We start from the raw sequence: 16315 nt of genomic DNA on the forward strand, positions 1-16315 counted from the left end.
AAACAAATGTAACACGTAATGCATTTCCACTCTATGTTTTCAGGCCAATAACCCACCGTGATCTAACTCTCAAACTCCTATTGGTTTGTGATTCAAGACATAAAAACAAACAGAAAATCCTGGATTTATTTAGCCATAGTTCCATTTTGATATAGCGTTAATGTAACAAATGTAATGTTACACAACAAAGCAAAAGATGGAGCGTAGAATGAGTAAATCAAGTATTAATGCAGTCATCGTAGGGACGGGAATGATTGCCCATGTGCATTTCCGATCTCTAAAAACTGCAGGAGTGAACGTACTTGGATTAGTAGATGCCAACCCAGAACAAGCTCAAGCGGTCGCAGAGAAATGGGGCGTGATGGTATTCGACGACTTAGAGCAAGCGTTACAAAGTGAACAAGTAGACGTACTGCACATCTGCACTCCAAACCGTTTTCATCACCCAATGGCTAAACAAGCACTTGAGGCAGGAAAACATGTTATTTGTGAAAAACCACTCGCGACTAACTTAGAAGATGCACTTGAACTTCAACAGTTGGCGCAAGAGAAAGACTTAATCACAGGTGTGCCATTTGTTTACCGCTACCATCCGATGGTGCGTGAAGCTAAAGCGCGCATTGCAAGCGGTGAAATTGGTCTACTGCATTTAATTCATGGTAGTTACCTGCAAGATTGGTTACTTGAGCAAACGGATAACAACTGGCGTGTTGACCCAAAACAAGGCGGTGCTTCACGTGCGTTTGCCGATATCGGTAGTCACTGGTGTGACTTAATCGAGTGGGTAACAGGCGAACGCTTTACGGATTTAACTAGCCATTTCCATACAGCGCAAAAAGAGCGCTCAACCAACGCCACTGAGACATTCAGCGAACGTACTGAAACAGAAGCACCCAGTGACAGTGCTGCAGTAACCACTGAAGACATCGCGAACTTGCTGTTAATTACCGATAAAAGTACACCTGCAACACTGACAATAAGCCAAGTCTCTGCAGGTCGTAAGAACCGTCTTTGGTTTGAAATTGATGGCAGCAACGCCAGCCTTGAATTTGACCAGGAAACGCCAGAACAACTGTGGGTTGGTCGACGTGACTCGCGTACTTTACTGGTTCGCGATCCGACTCAAGGTAGTGACGAGCAAAAACGCTTGTCATTGACCCCTGCTGGTCATGCACAAGGCTACAGCCACTGTTTCGATGCTTTCATTAGTGATTTCTATGACACCTTACTCGGCCAGAAACCAGAAGGTTTACCGACTTTTGATGACGGTCTTCGCGCCGCCAAACTTATCGATGCCGCTCTGACTTCAACCAAAGAAAGACGTTGGGTGACTATCGACTAAAAGTAATACCAATTTGTGAAACACCCCTACTTCAATAAAAGGATAATATTATGAAAAACAACAATTTTATTCTGCCTCGCTTGCGCGCCATGATGTTTTTGCAATTCTTCATCTGGGGGGCGTGGTACACCTCTATCGCGGTCTACATGTCTCAGGTAGGCATGAGTGATCTGACTCACTGGCCGTACACAGTTAACCCGCTGGCGGCGGTTATTGCACCATTTTTCATTGGTCTGATTGCTGATAAATATTTCGCCACGCAAAAAGTTTTAGGCACGCTACACCTTTTAGGCGCCGCATTTTTATTCGCAGCCCCTCAAACCATTGAGAATCCAACCCTGTTTATAGTGGTACTGTTGGCTTATAACCTGGCTTATATGCCGACATTAGGCTTGTCTAACTCTTTGGCATTTAGAAATATCGAAGACCAGGAGAAGCAATTCCCGACGATCCGTGTGTTCGGTACCATTGGTTGGATCATTGCAGGTCTGTTTATCAGCTTTGGATTAAGCGGAGTGTTCGGAGTAGCCGCAGAGCAAACAGCAATGCCACTTTACACAGCAGCAACAGCCAGTGTGATTCTTGGTATCTTTAGCTTCATGCTACCTGATACACAACCTGCAGCAAAAGGAACAAAAACATCATTCAGCGAAATTGCCGGCATCAACGTATTTAAACAGCTAGCAAGCCCAGCATTCTTTGTCTTCATGCTGGCTTCGTTCCTAATCTGTATCCCACTAGCAGCCTACTACAACTTTACTCAGCTTTTCCTAAGCTCTATGGACATGGCGAATATCGCTGGTATTCAAACACTAGGTCAGGTTTCTGAACTTGGATTTATGCTACTGATGCCATTCTTCTTCCGTCGTCTTGGCGTGAAATGGATGCTGGTTGTGGGTATGGGTGCTTGGGTTCTTCGCTATGCATTATTCGCGATCAGCGCTCCTGACTCAGTGGTTTGGATGATCATGGCTGGTATCGCGCTACACGGTGTATGTTACGACTTCTTCTTTGTCACTGGCCAAATCTACATTGATAAACAATGTAACGATAGCAACCGCGGCCAGGCGCAAGGTCTACTTGTTTTGGTGACTTACGGTGTCGGTATGCTTGTTGGCGCGCAAATCGCCGGCATGGTTTACAACGAATTCTTACAAGGCGCAAATCAGTTAACACCTGATAACTGGGCAAGCTTCTGGTGGATTCCAGCAATGTTCGCGGCTGGCGTAGCACTGCTATTCATCCTGTTCTTCAAAGAGAAGCGCTCTACTTCAACGCAAACTGCAAACGCCTAATTTAAATTTTAAGGTAATTGATTATGCAACAAATTAAAGGTCCTGCTATTTTCCTCGCGCAGTTCATTTCTGACCAGGCACCATTCAACACACTTGAAGGGCTGGCAAAATGGGCAGCAGACAAGGGCTATAAGGCGCTGCAAATGCCAACGCTGAGTCCGGAGATCTTCGATCTGGAAAAAGCGGCAACAGATAAAGACTACTGTAAGCAAATTGAACTGACTCTTGCTGAGTTTGGTCTGCAAATCAGTGAACTTTCTACTCACATTCAAGGTCAGCTTCTGGCAGTTCACCCGGCCTACGAGCCATTAATGGACCAGTTTGCGCCAGAAGCAGTGCGCGGAAATTCTGCTGCGCGTTCGGAGTGGGCAACGCAGCAACTGATGTTGGCAGCTCAAGCTTCTGCCAACCTTGGTCTGAACGCGCATGCGACGTTTTCTGGTTCGCTACTGTGGCCATACGTTTACCCATGGCCACAGCGTCCACAAGGTCTGGTTGAAGAAGGATTTGCGGAGCTAGCAGCACGCTGGCTTCCAATTCTGGATGCATTTGACGCGGCTGGTGTTGATGTCTGTTATGAGCTCCATCCGGGTGAAGATCTGTTCGATGGCACCAGTTTCGAGCGTTTCCTGGAGAGCGTTAACTACCATCCGCGCGCCAACATTCTGTACGACCCAAGCCATATGCTACTGCAAGGCATGGACTACTTAGGCTTCATCGATCGTTACCATGAGCGTATCAAAGCCTTCCATGTTAAAGATGCCGAATTCCGCGCCAGTGCTTCGCAAGGCGTTTATGGCGGCTACGCAAGCTGGGTTGATCGTGCCGGACGATTCCGCTCATTGGGCGATGGTCAGATCGACTTCGTGCAAATCTTCAGCAAGCTGACTCAATATGGATTTTCTGGTTGGGCGGTACTGGAATGGGAATGCTGCCTTAAAGACTCGGAACAAGGCGCAGCTGAGGGTGCTCCTTTTATCCAACAACACTTAATTAATCGTACCGAAAAAGCGTTTGATGACTTCGCTTCTGGTGCACAAGAACAGAATCTAAACCGTAGCCTGATGGGCTTAGATTGAGAATCTAAACCAAAGTCATTAATCTTCCGACCCAATTGAAAGCGGCGCTAATTTTAGCGCCGCTTTTGTTTATCTGGATTGAAATTTCAGTTCTACGCTTGGTAACCATCCACACCTTTAAATGACGAATAGCCGTCGTCGTCCATGATGGTGGAACCATTAATCGCACTCGCTTCCGGTAACGACATTAGGTATATCGCATTAGCGATTTCAACCGGGTTAATAATGCGCCCTTTCATATGTAATTTGCTGCCAATTTCTTCAATAGGCTTGTCAATCATGCCAGTCTTAACCCAGCCCGGAGCAACAGATACCACTCGCACACCATATGGAGACAATTCTCTGGCAAGGGCTTGTGTCACCATTCGAACCCCACCTTTACTCGCGTGGTAACCAATATTTTCCGTGTTGGCTATCGAACCACAAATAGAACCTACATTCACAATAACACCCGACTTATTGGCTGCCATGACTTTACCAACGTAGTGACACAGCTGAATGGTACCCATCAGATTGATCTGAATGGTATTAAAAATGTCACTGAGTTCAGCTTCGATCAAAGAGATACGCTGCCCAACAACACCTGCTACATTTGCAAGTACATCAATGGTGCCAAATTTTTCAACCGTCTGCTCCACGGCCAGGCGACACTGCTCTGCATCGGCGATATTACACTCAATAAACACCGCTTCACCCATTGCTGAGAGCTCGGTCATTGCCTGTTCAATCACTTCTGGAGCATCAATACTAGCGATGACGACTTTGTCACCCTGAGTCAGATATTTTTTCGCGGTTTCAAAGCCAATTCCACGGGTGCCGCCGGTCACCATAACAACGTTGTTCATTCTTTGTATCCTTTGTTATTTTCTTTTTCTATATCAAGCCCACTCCCCTGCGGTATTAACCAATGGGATTCGCTTTAATATTATTTAACCTCACTATGAGCATTGTTAATAAGTAAATAAAGAGAATTAAATTCCTATCTGTCTGGAATAAAAATCCATAATAAAAAATTAATACGACCTAATTGAAAATCATTCTAGTTTCACTCCATCTTTCATTTACCAGGCAGTCATCTAGCACACATTAATCCCAACTAAAAAGATGAACACTCTGGAATATTTTTCCACAATGAGCATTAAAACAGCAAAAATGTTAATGCTATGAAAGATAGCCATTCAAACTCAAGATATTGTTTAATAATGATTTATATTAAATCTGAACAAGCTAACACATTACATTCGCCTACAAACAAGCAACAATACCATTCCTTTTTAACCATATAATTAATGTGGATTGTTTTATTGACGCCGGATATTATTTCTACGTCAACGTCATCAACGGGTAAGTAAGAACATATTCCCTCTTACTGTTACGTTTTAGATATTAATTATTTTTTTTGATCTCAGACAAAATAATTAATATTTAATTCTTACGAGAACATCCTATGTTGAATCATGTATTTTCACCGATCTCTATCGGTAATATGGTGGTAAAAAACCGACTTGTTGTGCCTCCTATGGTTTCCAATTACGCTAACGAGGACGGAACTTGTACCGAGCAGTTTATTAGCTATCACGAAGAAAAAGCCAAAGGTGGCTGGGGCTTGATTATTGTAGAAGACTACAAAATTAACCCTGAAGCAGGCGGTTTTGTGAAACTGCCAGGCCTATGGGATGACTCTCAAATCGAAAGCCACAAACAGCTGACTGAGCGTGTCCACCAGCATGGCGCTAAAATCGCGGCGCAAATTTATCATGCGGGACGTGAAACCAGTGCAGAAATCACCGGTGTTCAGCCTGTCGCTCCTTCAGCTATCCCCGACCCTGTCGTCAACGCCATGCCGCGTGAATTGTCTGTCGAGGAAATTCAACAGCTGGTTGAACAGTTTGGTGATACCGCTCTACGTGCAAAAAAAGCTGGTTTTGATGCGGTCGAAATTCATGGTGCACATGGTTACCTGGTGAACCAGTTTATGTCGCCGTTTTCCAACAAACGCATCGACCAATACGGCGGCACCATTCTCAATCGTGCTCGTTTCGCGCTCGAAATCATCGCCAATATCAGATCCAAAGTTGGCTCGGATTTCCCGCTTATCTACCGCATGTCGGTAAACGAGTTTGTCGAAGGTGGTTTAACAACCGAAGACAGTAAAGTCATCTCCATGCTACTCGAAAACGCAGGAATTGATCTTATTCACGCTTCTAACGGTGTCTATGCCAGCACGGAAACCATTATACCACCAACGGCTGTTGGTCACGCCTGGAGTGCAAATATCAGTGAAGAATTAAAGAAAGTGGTGTCGATTCCTGTTATTGCGGTAGGTCGAATTAATGACCCGTTAATCGCAGAATCGGTATTACGCTCTAAGCAAGCTGATATGATCTCTATGGGTCGCGGGTCATTGGCGGATCCACATCTGCCAAACAAAGCCCAAGCAGGTCAATTTGATGACATTATTCGCTGCATTGGCTGCTTACAAGGCTGTATTCAGCGTAACGCGCAGCAACTGCCGATCAAATGTCTGGTTAACCCGATGACAGGTCACGAGTCGGAACGACAAATCACACCAGCATCGCGCGAGAAAAAAGTATTCATCATCGGTGGCGGTATCGCGGGGATGGAAGCCGCCATTGTTGCCGCTCAGCGCGGTCACAAGGTGGAAATTTTCGAAAAGAATAGCCGTTTAGGTGGACAGTGGGTGTTGGCAGCAATCCCACCAACAAAAGAAGAACTGGGTTCATTTACCGTTTGGCAAGTGAATCAGCTTAATAAGCTAGGGGTTATCGTTCATCTCAATACAGAGCTTACTCTGGACATGATCCGTGATAACCAACCAGATAGCGTGATTATTGCGACTGGTGCGTCACCGTTTGTGCCGAATATTCCTGGCAAGGAGCTAGGTCATGTGCTTACTGCCAACGATATACTCCAGGGTAGTGCTCAAGCAGGTAAGCGCGTTGTGGTGATTGGTGGTGGTCTGGTCGGTTCTGAAACCGCAGCACACTTAGCCAACCACGGTCATGATGTCTCTATCATTGAAATGAACAGCGATATCTTTGTCGGTACACCATCAGCAACCAAACATTACCTGATGAAGGATTTGCAGCATCACAATGTGGCCATTCTGACTAACACGCAGGTCAAAGAGATCCATAGTGACGCTGTCGTCGTTGATAATAACGGCCAACTTCAGACACTGGCTGCTATTGATAACGTAGTGATGGCAATTGGTTCACGCCCTGTTAGTTTTTCTGTCGAAGAGCTAGAGCAGCATGTCTCCGAAATTGTCACTATTGGTGATGCGCAAAAGGTAAGAAAAGCAATGGAAGCTGTTGAGGAAGGCTACTTAGCTGGATTAACGTTGTAATCTGAGTCTTACTCCCAACCTTGTAGTCACGGCCTTTTTTACTAAAGGCCGTGACTTTTTAATGAAGTTTCTTTTGTTCACAGCCATATCAAAACAAATAGGCAAAAATAAAATAAGAATGGGTCTTTATTCTCAGCGGTGAATTGATGAGAATAGGCGGTTCAAATTTATGCATATGAATCTAAGTTGTGCTCGATTAAGTGTCACATCTATAAATTAGAGTCAATGCAATTTCAATGTAACGCCACCTTAAACACACCGCCTAAGAACGTGGAGACCCAATGCGCCAAGCTGAAACTCAAACCATAGATCTATCCTACCTAAAAAACAAAAGGCCTTGGCCAAAACTACGTAGGTTACTCAAGGTTATTGTTGCTTTACTTGCTATTGTTGCCGCGGGTATCTACACCTATATGCTACAACCACAGTTCGCCTCCCCTCACGTGAAAGTGGATAGTTACCAAGGAAAGTACCTAGACGGAAAGTTTCACAATATTGAGGATGTTCCGGTATCAACGTCGAGCGAAGGAGCCTTGATTGGGTTCTACCGTTTTTTAACTGATCCCGTTGTCGACGCCGTTCCGGTCACCAATTTGCCTTCAGTAAAATCAGATTTGTTTGGCCTGAATCCTCGGGATAACGTCATGATCTGGATGGGGCACTCCAGCTACTTTATTCAACTGGACGGCATCCGCTACTTAATTGATCCGGTATTCAGTGACAATGCGTCTCCGGTTCCCTATACCAATGTGGCATTTCCTGGCAGCAATGTTTACACCGCCGATGATATCCCAAAGGTAGATTACTTATTGATTTCTCACGATCACTGGGACCACCTCGATTACCCAACAATTAACGCACTTAAAGAAAAAATCAATCAGGTTGTGACTCCAATCGGTGTCGGCTCTTATTTCACTCAATGGGGATTCAGCCCTGATCAGATCACAGAAGGCGACTGGTATGATTCACTGCCAACCCAAGCGGGCCGCATTCATATCCTGCCAGCACAACACTTTTCAGGCCGGTTGCTAAAACGCAACCGCACGCTTTGGGCCTCATTTGCCATCGTTTCCGGTGAGCATAAGATTTACCTTGGCGGCGACAGTGGCTATGGAGCGCATTTCAAGACTATCGCTAATGAGTTTGGCAGCTTCGACATCGCTGTACTGGAAACCGGTCAATACAACGAAAACTGGCCATTTATTCATATGATGCCAGAAGAAGTTGCTCAGGCGGCTAACGATCTTAATGCAGAGGCGTTATTACCTTCGCACAACAGTAAATTCAAGCTGGCTAAACACGCCTGGTATGAACCGCTAGATCGCATCACTCAGGAAAGTCAGCGACAAGATTACCGCCTCATGACACCAATGATAGGAGAAATCGTCGGTTTGGAAGATAACAACCAGACGTTTTCTCAATGGTGGAAACAGTAACACCCGCCTCAATACATCAATATCGGATAACTGGGGGACTCTTTGTTTTATTCCCCCAGCCCAAATCGTAAAAAGCGCAAAGCGCTTGATAGCAACTTGATACAAATGGAAAATTGTTTTTAAGGTCGTATTCCTTTAAATTATCTAATAGTGACTTTTCTTGTTTGAGACTAAAACAGCATGGCGACAATTCTGGATGTTTCTCGTCGGGTTGGCGTATCCAAATCCACGGTTTCCAAAGTTCTAAATGGTACTGGACGAGTATCTGAAGAAACAAAAAAAGCGGTCTTTAAGGCTGTAAAAGAGTTGGATTACCGTCCAAATATACTTGCGCGTTCGCTATCAAAACAGACGACCGACACGATCGGCCTTATTATTCCTGATGCGCATAACTCCTCGCAATATATCAATAATTTAATCGACATGACTCAGCGACTTGCGAATAAATCGGGTAAGTTTCTGATGATATCTCAAGTTGATGGCAATGATATCGAATCCAGTATTCAATCAATTCACAAATTAGTTGATCGCCGCTGTGATGGTATTATCTATTACAAAAGCTCGCGCATTGAAGGCAGCGATATCGGTGATAAGTTAGAAAGCTTAATTGATGAGCTACCGATTCCACTGGTTGTGCTCAACCATCATCTAACCAATAAACCCGATCATTGTGTCTGGTTTGATCAGGTGGCCACCGCACGATTGGCCGTCGACTATATGATCGACCATGGTCATAAAGACATTGCGTATATTGCAGGTAAGTATCAGCTATTAACTTCTCGTTTAAGACTACAAGGCTATCAAGAGTCACTCAAAAACGCGGGTATCGATCTCAACCCTCTTTTGATTGCCGAAGGATTCGATTGCCTATACCAAGGCGGGTATGATGCGTGCAAGAGCCTAGTAGAGCGAGACGTTTCATTTAGTGCCATCTGTTGCTTCAGCGATGCAATCGCTATCGGAGCAATAAAAGCGTTAAAAGAAAAAGGCATTGCCGTACCGGAACAGGTATCGGTCTTTGGTCTGGATAACGACGATGTCAGCAGTTTTATCGATCCCCCTCTATCGACAATCGCCATGCCAGTCGATGAGATTATCGATACAGCTGGAAGCATGCTGTTCAACTTAATGGATAATGACACACCACCTACGTTAAAAGAATCATTAACGGGTAAGTTGATCGTGCGTGAATCTACGCAAAACTTGCTCTAGCTTTGCAAGATATCAACGAAAAAGGCCACACCGAACTGGTGTGGCAAAAGAATCAAGATAAAAAGTAGTGAATTAATGGTGTATTACCACCAGATTTCAGCTTGTACGCCAAAGCTAAGCTGGTCCTTACCCCCATCGTTGAACGTAAAGTTAGAAATTTCGTTATCCAAAGACTCCATGTAGTTTGCGTAGAAGCGAATATCTGGTCTTGAACGCAGCATACTGGTCGCTACCTTAAACGTATGGAAAGCCGTGACTTTGTAGCCACTTTCAAGGTAATCCTGCCCATCAAGCTGGTTTTTCTGCTTGAAGTAACCCAGCTCAACCCCAGTTTGGTTGTATTGATCCCAGATATAAGCCGGACGAACGACAGCTCGAACACTATCCGTCTCAACATTTGCTGCGCCGCCATTGGAAACATAGGTATAAAGATCGTCCCCGTGAGTGAGCACGAACGCATGTGCCATGCTGAACTGCTTATCAGCAAAATACATTTCACCCTGCGAGAAAAAACGTACCGCTTTCGCCCCTTTACTGTCATTCAAAACATATTCTGGGTTAGGACCATCAATACTACCAAAAGTACTCGCGATGGAGTTTGTTGCGTAGTGCAAACCATATTGATTGAAGCCACCTTCAGCAAAGTTTTGCGTCAGCATTAATACGGAACTCAACGCGTCAGAGACTTCGTAGCCAACTAACTCTTCGACTTTTGATTCGTCATTAGGCAATTGATATTTGGTATAGAAATCAAGAGTCATATTCTCAGCAACGGGTATCGCTTTAAAACGAATATCCAACGCATTGGTATTTAGCGTTTCTTTTTCTGTTCTCATCACATCATGCACAACGTTATTAATATCTACATAAGAGTGATCAATAACGCTATTACTTGCATCAAAATCTTCACGTAATAAAGAAATACCTAAGTTTGAAAAACCGAGGTCGATATTATCCAGGCCAACACCACCGCCTCCGGTCCCTTTATAACCTTTCCAGTCGAGAAGCTGAATTTCGTAATCGACCTGTTTGTGTCTTCCTACCCAAAGTGAAACGTCCGGGGCTCCCGGAATAAAACCGGTTGCATCAACATAGAGATCAGAGAATTGTAGAATACTTTGGTTATCGTAGCCAAAACCTTCCCACGCGTACTCCTGACCAACGTTACCATCAATCATGGCTACGGCTTTTACTGTGCGGTTATTTTCATTGTAAACACGGTGTGCAACCTGCAGATCATACCAGCCCGCGAAGGTGTAACCATTACCTAAACGACCCAATGAGCCAATAGCGTATTGCTTTGGCGAACCCTGAGTACTCGTCGACCATCCACCACGAAAATAACCTGAATACACCGTGTTTCCGTTGTCGTAATTGGTAAATTCTGGCAACGGCTTAGAGCCCATAGATTCAACTGCCATTGCATGACCGCATAAACCTAATGTCAAAGCCGTCATGGTAAAAGCTTTAATTAGAGGGAGTTTGACCAAATATAAAGGAGTAGATGATTTCATATTATTACCACTTAATTTCACTTTATTTGGGTTGAAGGAACCCGCTCCATGCTCAGGATAAACATGGAGGGGCTCTCTCAACACTGGGGGATTAATAATTTATTGCTGCTTTAGATCAGGGAAATTAATTATTTATATCGTCCCTAATGCTTTATTTTTATTACTAAGTGTTTCTGGTATTCAATAAATACTATTCAGTAGGAACCAGCTTTTCGCCTTGAGATTCAATAATCGATTTATACCAGTAAAAGCTCTTCTTCGGTTTGCGTTCTAATGTGCCGTTACCACTGTCATCACGGTCCACGTAGATAAAGCCGTAACGCTTAGCCAGCTGTGCGGTTGATGCACTAACTAAGTCAATAGGGCCCCAAGAGGTATATCCCATCACGTCAACGCCGTCTTGGATCGCTTCACCAATTTGGTATAAGTGGTCACTGAGGTACTGAATACGGTAATCATCTTCCACGATGCCTTCTTCGTTGAGCACATCTTTCGCGCCCAGACCATTTTCTACTACGAATAGTGGCAACTGATAACGGTCGTACAAGAAGTTCAGCAGGTAGCGCAGGCCAACTGGGTCAATCTGCCATCCCCACTCCGATGCTTTCAAGTGTGGATTTGGAACCATCTCTAGCATGTTAGCGTCCGCTTTATCAGAGATTGCCGGATCAGCACTTGCACAACCAGACATGTAGTAGCTGAATGAAACAAAGTCGATGGTTTCTTTCAAGGCTTCTTTATCTTCATCTGTAATGTCGATTTCTATACCCAGCTCTTTAAACTTACGAGTCATGTAAGTTGGGTAGTAACCACGAGCCTGAATATCGCCAAACATCAGCCATTCGCGGTTTTGCTGTAGGGTTTTCATCACATCGTTCGGATGACAGGTATATGGATACAACACCGCACCCAAAATCATGTTGCCGATTTTCGCGTCAGGAATCATTTCATGACATGCTTTCACCGCTTTCGCACTCGCTACAAGTTGGTGGTGGATCGCCTGATAACGGGTTTGCTCATCAATTTCGCGCGGAAGACCAGCACCGGTAAAAGGTTGGTGAAGCGTTACATTGATCTCGTTGAATGTAAGCCAATGTTTTACACGATGACCATAGCGTGCAAATACCGTACGTGCATACTTTTCAAACATTGGAATGACGTCACGGCTTGCCCAGCCTTGATATTCTTTAGCCAAATGGAAAGGCATTTCGTAATGCGACAAGGTCAACAATGGAGTGATGCCGTGTTCTTCCAACTCGTCAAGTAACTTGTCGTAATGTGCCAGACCCGCTTCGTTTGGTTCCGCATCATCACCATTAGGGAAAATACGTGTCCAGGCAATCGAAAGGCGCAATGTCGTGAAGCCCATTTCTGCAAACATCGCGATATCTTCCGGATAGCGGTTGTAAAAGTCGATAGCGACATCCTTGATGTTAAAGTCTCCATCAACCCTTTCTACTGGGTCACCAAATGCGCCTTTAGGTTGAACGTCTGAGGTTGATAACCCCTTACCATCAGTAACGTGAGACCCTTCAACTTGGTTTGCAGCAACCGCGCCGCCCCATAAAAAAGAATCTGGAAAACGAAAACTCATAACGATCTCTCTCTCATTGTTTTGTTATAAAAATCAGTGATTAGCGCTTACTTCGCTCGTCACCTGTTTAAGGCAGCGAGGCCGATACAATGACCTCGGTAAGTCGATTACCTCGCTGCGCGAAAATAATTGTGTTGGATTTAGTTTCAGGCTTTTGCTGTGGCTGCACTCGTGCCGTTCTGCTTTTCTGGATTTAGAAGCAGTGTGCCGATAAACGACAAGCCGAATCCGATTGAAATACCGATGACATAAGGGATTACAGGCTCAAATAAAGGAATACCTGGAATACTGTGGAATGCAAAACCAACCATTTTCACTTTCATCGTTGCTTCAAATGCCCCACCAATAGCCCCAGCTAACATCACCACTGGAATCGTTTTTCTAAAACGCATGATTAAGCCGTAAATGACAGGTTCTGTGACGCCAGCAAGGAAGCCTGACATCGCAGCCGGACCAGCAATCGCTTTGATATTTTGGTCTTTCGAGCGTAACCAGAATGCAGCTGCAACACCGATTTGAGCGAATGTACAAGGTGCCCACATTGCAGCAATCGGGGAACCGCCCAAGCCAATGTTAGCGATAATGATCGGTACGATGCCCCAGTGCAGGCCAAAGATCACAAGAAACATCATCGAGCCACCGACTACCGCACCAGTCAGAATACTACTGTGATTGATTAGCCAGTTGAGTCCATCAGCAATCCAGTTGCCCAGATACACTCCGAAAGGACCGAAAATAATCATGGTCAGAGGGACGACAATAAGCAAACTTAACATCGGCACCATGAATAGTTGAATACTGTTCGGGCAGACTTTTTTTAGATATTTATCAACCAAAGCCAGCATCGCTATGGCGATAAAAATCGGAAACACGCTAGAAGAGTAATTAATTGCAATTACAGGGATTCCAAAGAAATCAGCCGAGCCGCCGTCAATTAAGCCGGTGAAATTAGGCTCTAATAATGAAGCGCCTATCACTCCACCAACATAACCATTAGCTCCCAACTTTACCGCCGCTGAAATACCTAAAAGGATCGGTAGAAAATAGAAAACGGCATTTGCTGCGGCAGATAGAATCAAATAAGTAGATTCGGTTTTGTCCAGCATATTAAACATCACTAGAACGGCAATTAGCGCTTTTAGCATACCTGCGCCAGCAAGTGCTCCAATCAACGGAGACAAACTTCCGGAAATAACCTCAAAAACTCTACTTACCAGCCCAACTTTTTGCTTTGGCGCATTAGTAGAAGCTGTGTTTGATGACTCTGTCTGATTTGAACTTCCTGATAACAGCTCTTGCAGAGCCGCATGTACATGAGACACTTGATTACCGATGATCACTTGAAACTGACCACCACTTTCAACAACACTCAGTACCCCTTCCAGGTTTTGAATGTCATCTTTTTTAGCTCGAGAATTATCGTTCAAAGTAAAACGTAAACGGGTTGCACAATGAGTCAATGCATCCACATTTTCTTTTTCACCAATAAGGTGTAGCAGGTTTTTAGCAAGGTTTGAGTAGTTCACTTCATTACCCCAATATCGTTAGTTTTATAAAAAGTAGGAGCTCCTTTGATGAGTAAACTAACCGAGAAACCGGTTTCCCAAAAGTGGCTAATTAATAATTCGTGACGACTTTCACACACTATTTTATAAGCAAAGAGAATACAAAGAATTAGATATCGCCGAGGATTACCACACCTAAAAAATACACTAATCGTTAAATAACAACAATTTATAATAACAATAGTATTAATATAATGTTATTTTGACGAACAACAAAAACCAAACAAAGGAAATCGGTTTCCTTTAGATTAATATATTGATTTAGTTAATAAAAAATAGAAATCGGAATAAAGGAAGGAGAAAAAGGGCTTTACACAGACCCTTTTTCTAAAGGGAGGGGACGCTTTGGATTGATTTAGAGCTATAAGTGATAGACCGACGTCGAAGACTGAGATTCTTCAAGCAAAGCATCAATCACGACTCGTTGACGTGGTTTTAAATAACGTGAGCGTGGCCAAACAGCATGTATAGGCATTTCTGCTCCAGCCCACTGATCCAACACCGTCACTAAAGCCCCCGTTGCTAGGTGCTCATTGACCAACCAGGTAGGCAGTTGACTTAATCCCAATCCATTTAGCGTCGCATCAACCATTGCGTCACCATCACTAAAGTCATAACGCCCTCGAATTACCTGAGAAAATGATTCACCATTTGACTGACAAAATAGCCAAGCTGGCTGAGTACTACGTCTGCTACCAATAATGCAATCATGCTCTGTTAGCTCAGCGGGGATCTCAGGAGCACCTTTGCGCGATAGATAACTCGGGCTGGCACACACCACCAAACGCTGACGTCCAAGTTTGCGTGCAACCAAGTCAGCATCGTCTTCCAATGTGCCTATTCGTACCACCAGATCCACACCTTCGTCGATAAGGTTGATTCGTCGCTCGGTAAAGTTTACCGACATTTCCAGGCTCGGATACTCAGTCGCAAGACGTGATAATACCGGCATCACATGTCTGCGCCCAAACGCTGCGGGTAAATGGATATTCAAACGCCCAGAAATCTGGCTACTACCCGCAACCACTCCGGATTCAAGGCTTTCTATCTCATCTAATATCGCCACCCAACCATCAAAGAACCGTTGACCTTCCGGCGTTGGCGTCAAACTGCGAGTCGTTCTGTGCAGCAGTTTGGTTCCTAGTTTTTGTTCTAAACGGGTCACACTTTTACCTACCGCAGAGCCTGTCAGCCCCAACCTCTCACCGGCAGCTGTGAAAGAACCGGTTTTGAGAGTTTCAACATATTCGACCACGCCAGAAAATTGAGTTTCATATAACTTCATTGTGGAACCCAAGGACTAAATAAATGGAATTTAAACTGTATTATCATTTTTAAACAAGTCAATAGAATACTTCCATAGCAGACGAAATTGCACGGTTTGATATCCGAAGCAATGGTTCTGAACCTAATTCAACCAGCAGACGGAGATATTCCATGACTGACCAAATTGATATGAAACGTATTCAAGCTCTATTAGATCGTGAAGAAATCAGAGCCTTGCGTTTGCGCTATAGCCAACTTTTAGACGGCGGACAAGCAGAACGTATGGGAGAAGTCTTCACTGAGGACGCAGAAGTCAAAGTAACCGTGGGTTCTATGCAAGGTCTGGATGAAATTAAGCAAAGTCTTGCTGACGCTTATAAAATGTTCGACACAAAAGATCGTCAGCACTTCCCATTCATCCACGCAGTCACTAATCATGACATTACGCTTATTGATGAAAACCACGCAAAAGGCAGTTGCTACTTGCTTGATTTCGTCACTGACCGAGAAAGCGCACAGCATCCATTTTTGCTGCTTGGCCATTACTTGGATACTTACGTTCGTGTAAATGGTGAATGGCGTATTGCCCACTCAGAACTTGACGTTCTCTGGCCTGAAGCAGAGTAACCCTCGCCCACGCTA

General features: G+C 44.4%; 12 protein-coding genes. 7 read left to right on the plus strand and 5 right to left on the minus strand.

What is annotated here, in order from left to right; translation table 11 throughout:
• The first annotated feature begins 208 nt into the window (after positions 1-208).
• From OO774_RS23770 to OO774_RS23780, 3 genes are read left to right on the plus strand one after another with little or no spacing between them, the layout of a single operon-like run.
• The gene (locus OO774_RS23770) at positions 209-1342 is read left to right on the plus strand and encodes a Gfo/Idh/MocA family oxidoreductase (RefSeq protein ID WP_264907269.1); all 1134 of its coding nucleotides are present in this window, start codon (positions 209-211) and stop codon (positions 1340-1342) included.
• Between the two features lie 50 nt (positions 1343-1392).
• Positions 1393-2637, plus strand: coding sequence for an MFS transporter (locus OO774_RS23775; protein ID WP_264907270.1), 1245 nt, complete (start codon positions 1393-1395; stop codon positions 2635-2637).
• A 23-nt stretch (positions 2638-2660) separates the two neighbouring features.
• On the plus strand, positions 2661-3716 hold the full coding sequence (locus OO774_RS23780) for a sugar phosphate isomerase/epimerase (protein ID WP_264907272.1): 1056 nt from the start codon (positions 2661-2663) through the stop codon (positions 3714-3716).
• A gap of 92 nt (positions 3717-3808) precedes the next feature.
• On the opposite strand, the gene OO774_RS23785 is transcribed toward OO774_RS23780, so the two are convergent.
• The gene (locus OO774_RS23785) at positions 3809-4561 is read right to left on the minus strand and encodes an SDR family oxidoreductase (protein WP_264907273.1); all 753 of its coding nucleotides are present in this window, start codon (positions 4559-4561) and stop codon (positions 3809-3811) included.
• A gap of 602 nt (positions 4562-5163) precedes the next feature.
• Between OO774_RS23785 and OO774_RS23790 the strand changes: the two genes are divergently transcribed.
• From OO774_RS23790 to OO774_RS23800, 3 genes are all read left to right on the plus strand, one after another.
• Positions 5164-7086, plus strand: a complete 1923-nt coding sequence (locus tag OO774_RS23790) for an FAD-dependent oxidoreductase (RefSeq protein ID WP_264907274.1) — start codon at positions 5164-5166, stop codon at positions 7084-7086.
• Between the two features lie 281 nt (positions 7087-7367).
• The gene (locus OO774_RS23795; protein ID WP_264907276.1) at positions 7368-8522 is read left to right on the plus strand and encodes an MBL fold metallo-hydrolase; all 1155 of its coding nucleotides are present in this window, start codon (positions 7368-7370) and stop codon (positions 8520-8522) included.
• Positions 8523-8702: 180 nt separating this feature from the next.
• A complete protein-coding gene (locus tag OO774_RS23800; RefSeq protein WP_264907277.1) occupies positions 8703-9734 on the plus strand; it encodes a LacI family DNA-binding transcriptional regulator in 1032 nt (343 codons plus the stop codon).
• A gap of 83 nt (positions 9735-9817) precedes the next feature.
• Here OO774_RS23800 and OO774_RS23805 read toward each other — a convergent pair whose 3' ends face one another.
• From OO774_RS23805 to OO774_RS23820, 4 genes are all read right to left on the minus strand, one after another.
• The gene (locus OO774_RS23805; protein ID WP_264907278.1) at positions 9818-11248 is read right to left on the minus strand and encodes a carbohydrate porin; all 1431 of its coding nucleotides are present in this window, start codon (positions 11246-11248) and stop codon (positions 9818-9820) included.
• Positions 11249-11438: 190 nt separating this feature from the next.
• On the minus strand, positions 11439-12842 hold the full coding sequence (gene ascB, locus OO774_RS23810) for a 6-phospho-beta-glucosidase (RefSeq protein WP_264907280.1): 1404 nt from the start codon (positions 12840-12842) through the stop codon (positions 11439-11441).
• A 146-nt stretch (positions 12843-12988) separates the two neighbouring features.
• Positions 12989-14368 carry a PTS transporter subunit EIIC gene (locus OO774_RS23815; RefSeq protein WP_264907281.1) on the minus strand — a complete coding sequence of 460 codons (1380 nt, stop codon included), beginning with the start codon at positions 14366-14368 and terminating at the stop codon, positions 12989-12991.
• A 400-nt stretch (positions 14369-14768) separates the two neighbouring features.
• Positions 14769-15692: a LysR family transcriptional regulator gene (locus tag OO774_RS23820; protein ID WP_264907282.1), complete on the minus strand. Its 924-nt coding sequence runs from the start codon at positions 15690-15692 to the stop codon at positions 14769-14771.
• A 152-nt stretch (positions 15693-15844) separates the two neighbouring features.
• Here OO774_RS23820 and OO774_RS23825 point away from each other — a divergent pair, with 152 nt between their 5' ends.
• Entirely contained in the window at positions 15845-16300 is a 456-nt protein-coding gene (locus OO774_RS23825) for a nuclear transport factor 2 family protein (RefSeq protein ID WP_264907284.1), read from the plus strand.
• Positions 16301-16315: the final 15 nt, after the last annotated feature.

Source organism: Vibrio sp. STUT-A11, from assembly GCF_026000435.1.
GTDB lineage: Bacteria > Pseudomonadota > Gammaproteobacteria > Enterobacterales > Vibrionaceae > Vibrio.

Excerpts from the sequence above, each read along its gene's own strand:
- OO774_RS23770 (WP_264907269.1), top strand. The coding sequence starts at position 209 with ATGAGTAAATCAAGTATTAATGCAGTCATCGTAGGGACGGGAATGATT.
- OO774_RS23775 (WP_264907270.1), top strand. The coding sequence starts at position 1,393 with ATGAAAAACAACAATTTTATTCTGCCTCGCTTGCGCGCCATGATGTTT.
- OO774_RS23780 (WP_264907272.1), top strand. The coding sequence starts at position 2,661 with ATGCAACAAATTAAAGGTCCTGCTATTTTCCTCGCGCAGTTCATTTCT.
- OO774_RS23785 (WP_264907273.1), bottom strand. The coding sequence starts at position 4,561 with ATGAACAACGTTGTTATGGTGACCGGCGGCACCCGTGGAATTGGCTTT.
- OO774_RS23790 (WP_264907274.1), top strand. The coding sequence starts at position 5,164 with ATGTTGAATCATGTATTTTCACCGATCTCTATCGGTAATATGGTGGTA.
- OO774_RS23795 (WP_264907276.1), top strand. The coding sequence starts at position 7,368 with ATGCGCCAAGCTGAAACTCAAACCATAGATCTATCCTACCTAAAAAAC.
- OO774_RS23800 (WP_264907277.1), top strand. The coding sequence starts at position 8,703 with ATGGCGACAATTCTGGATGTTTCTCGTCGGGTTGGCGTATCCAAATCC.
- OO774_RS23805 (WP_264907278.1), bottom strand. The coding sequence starts at position 11,248 with ATGAAATCATCTACTCCTTTATATTTGGTCAAACTCCCTCTAATTAAA.
- ascB (WP_264907280.1), bottom strand. The coding sequence starts at position 12,842 with ATGAGTTTTCGTTTTCCAGATTCTTTTTTATGGGGCGGCGCGGTTGCT.
- OO774_RS23820 (WP_264907282.1), bottom strand. The coding sequence starts at position 15,692 with ATGAAGTTATATGAAACTCAATTTTCTGGCGTGGTCGAATATGTTGAA.
- OO774_RS23825 (WP_264907284.1), top strand. The coding sequence starts at position 15,845 with ATGACTGACCAAATTGATATGAAACGTATTCAAGCTCTATTAGATCGT.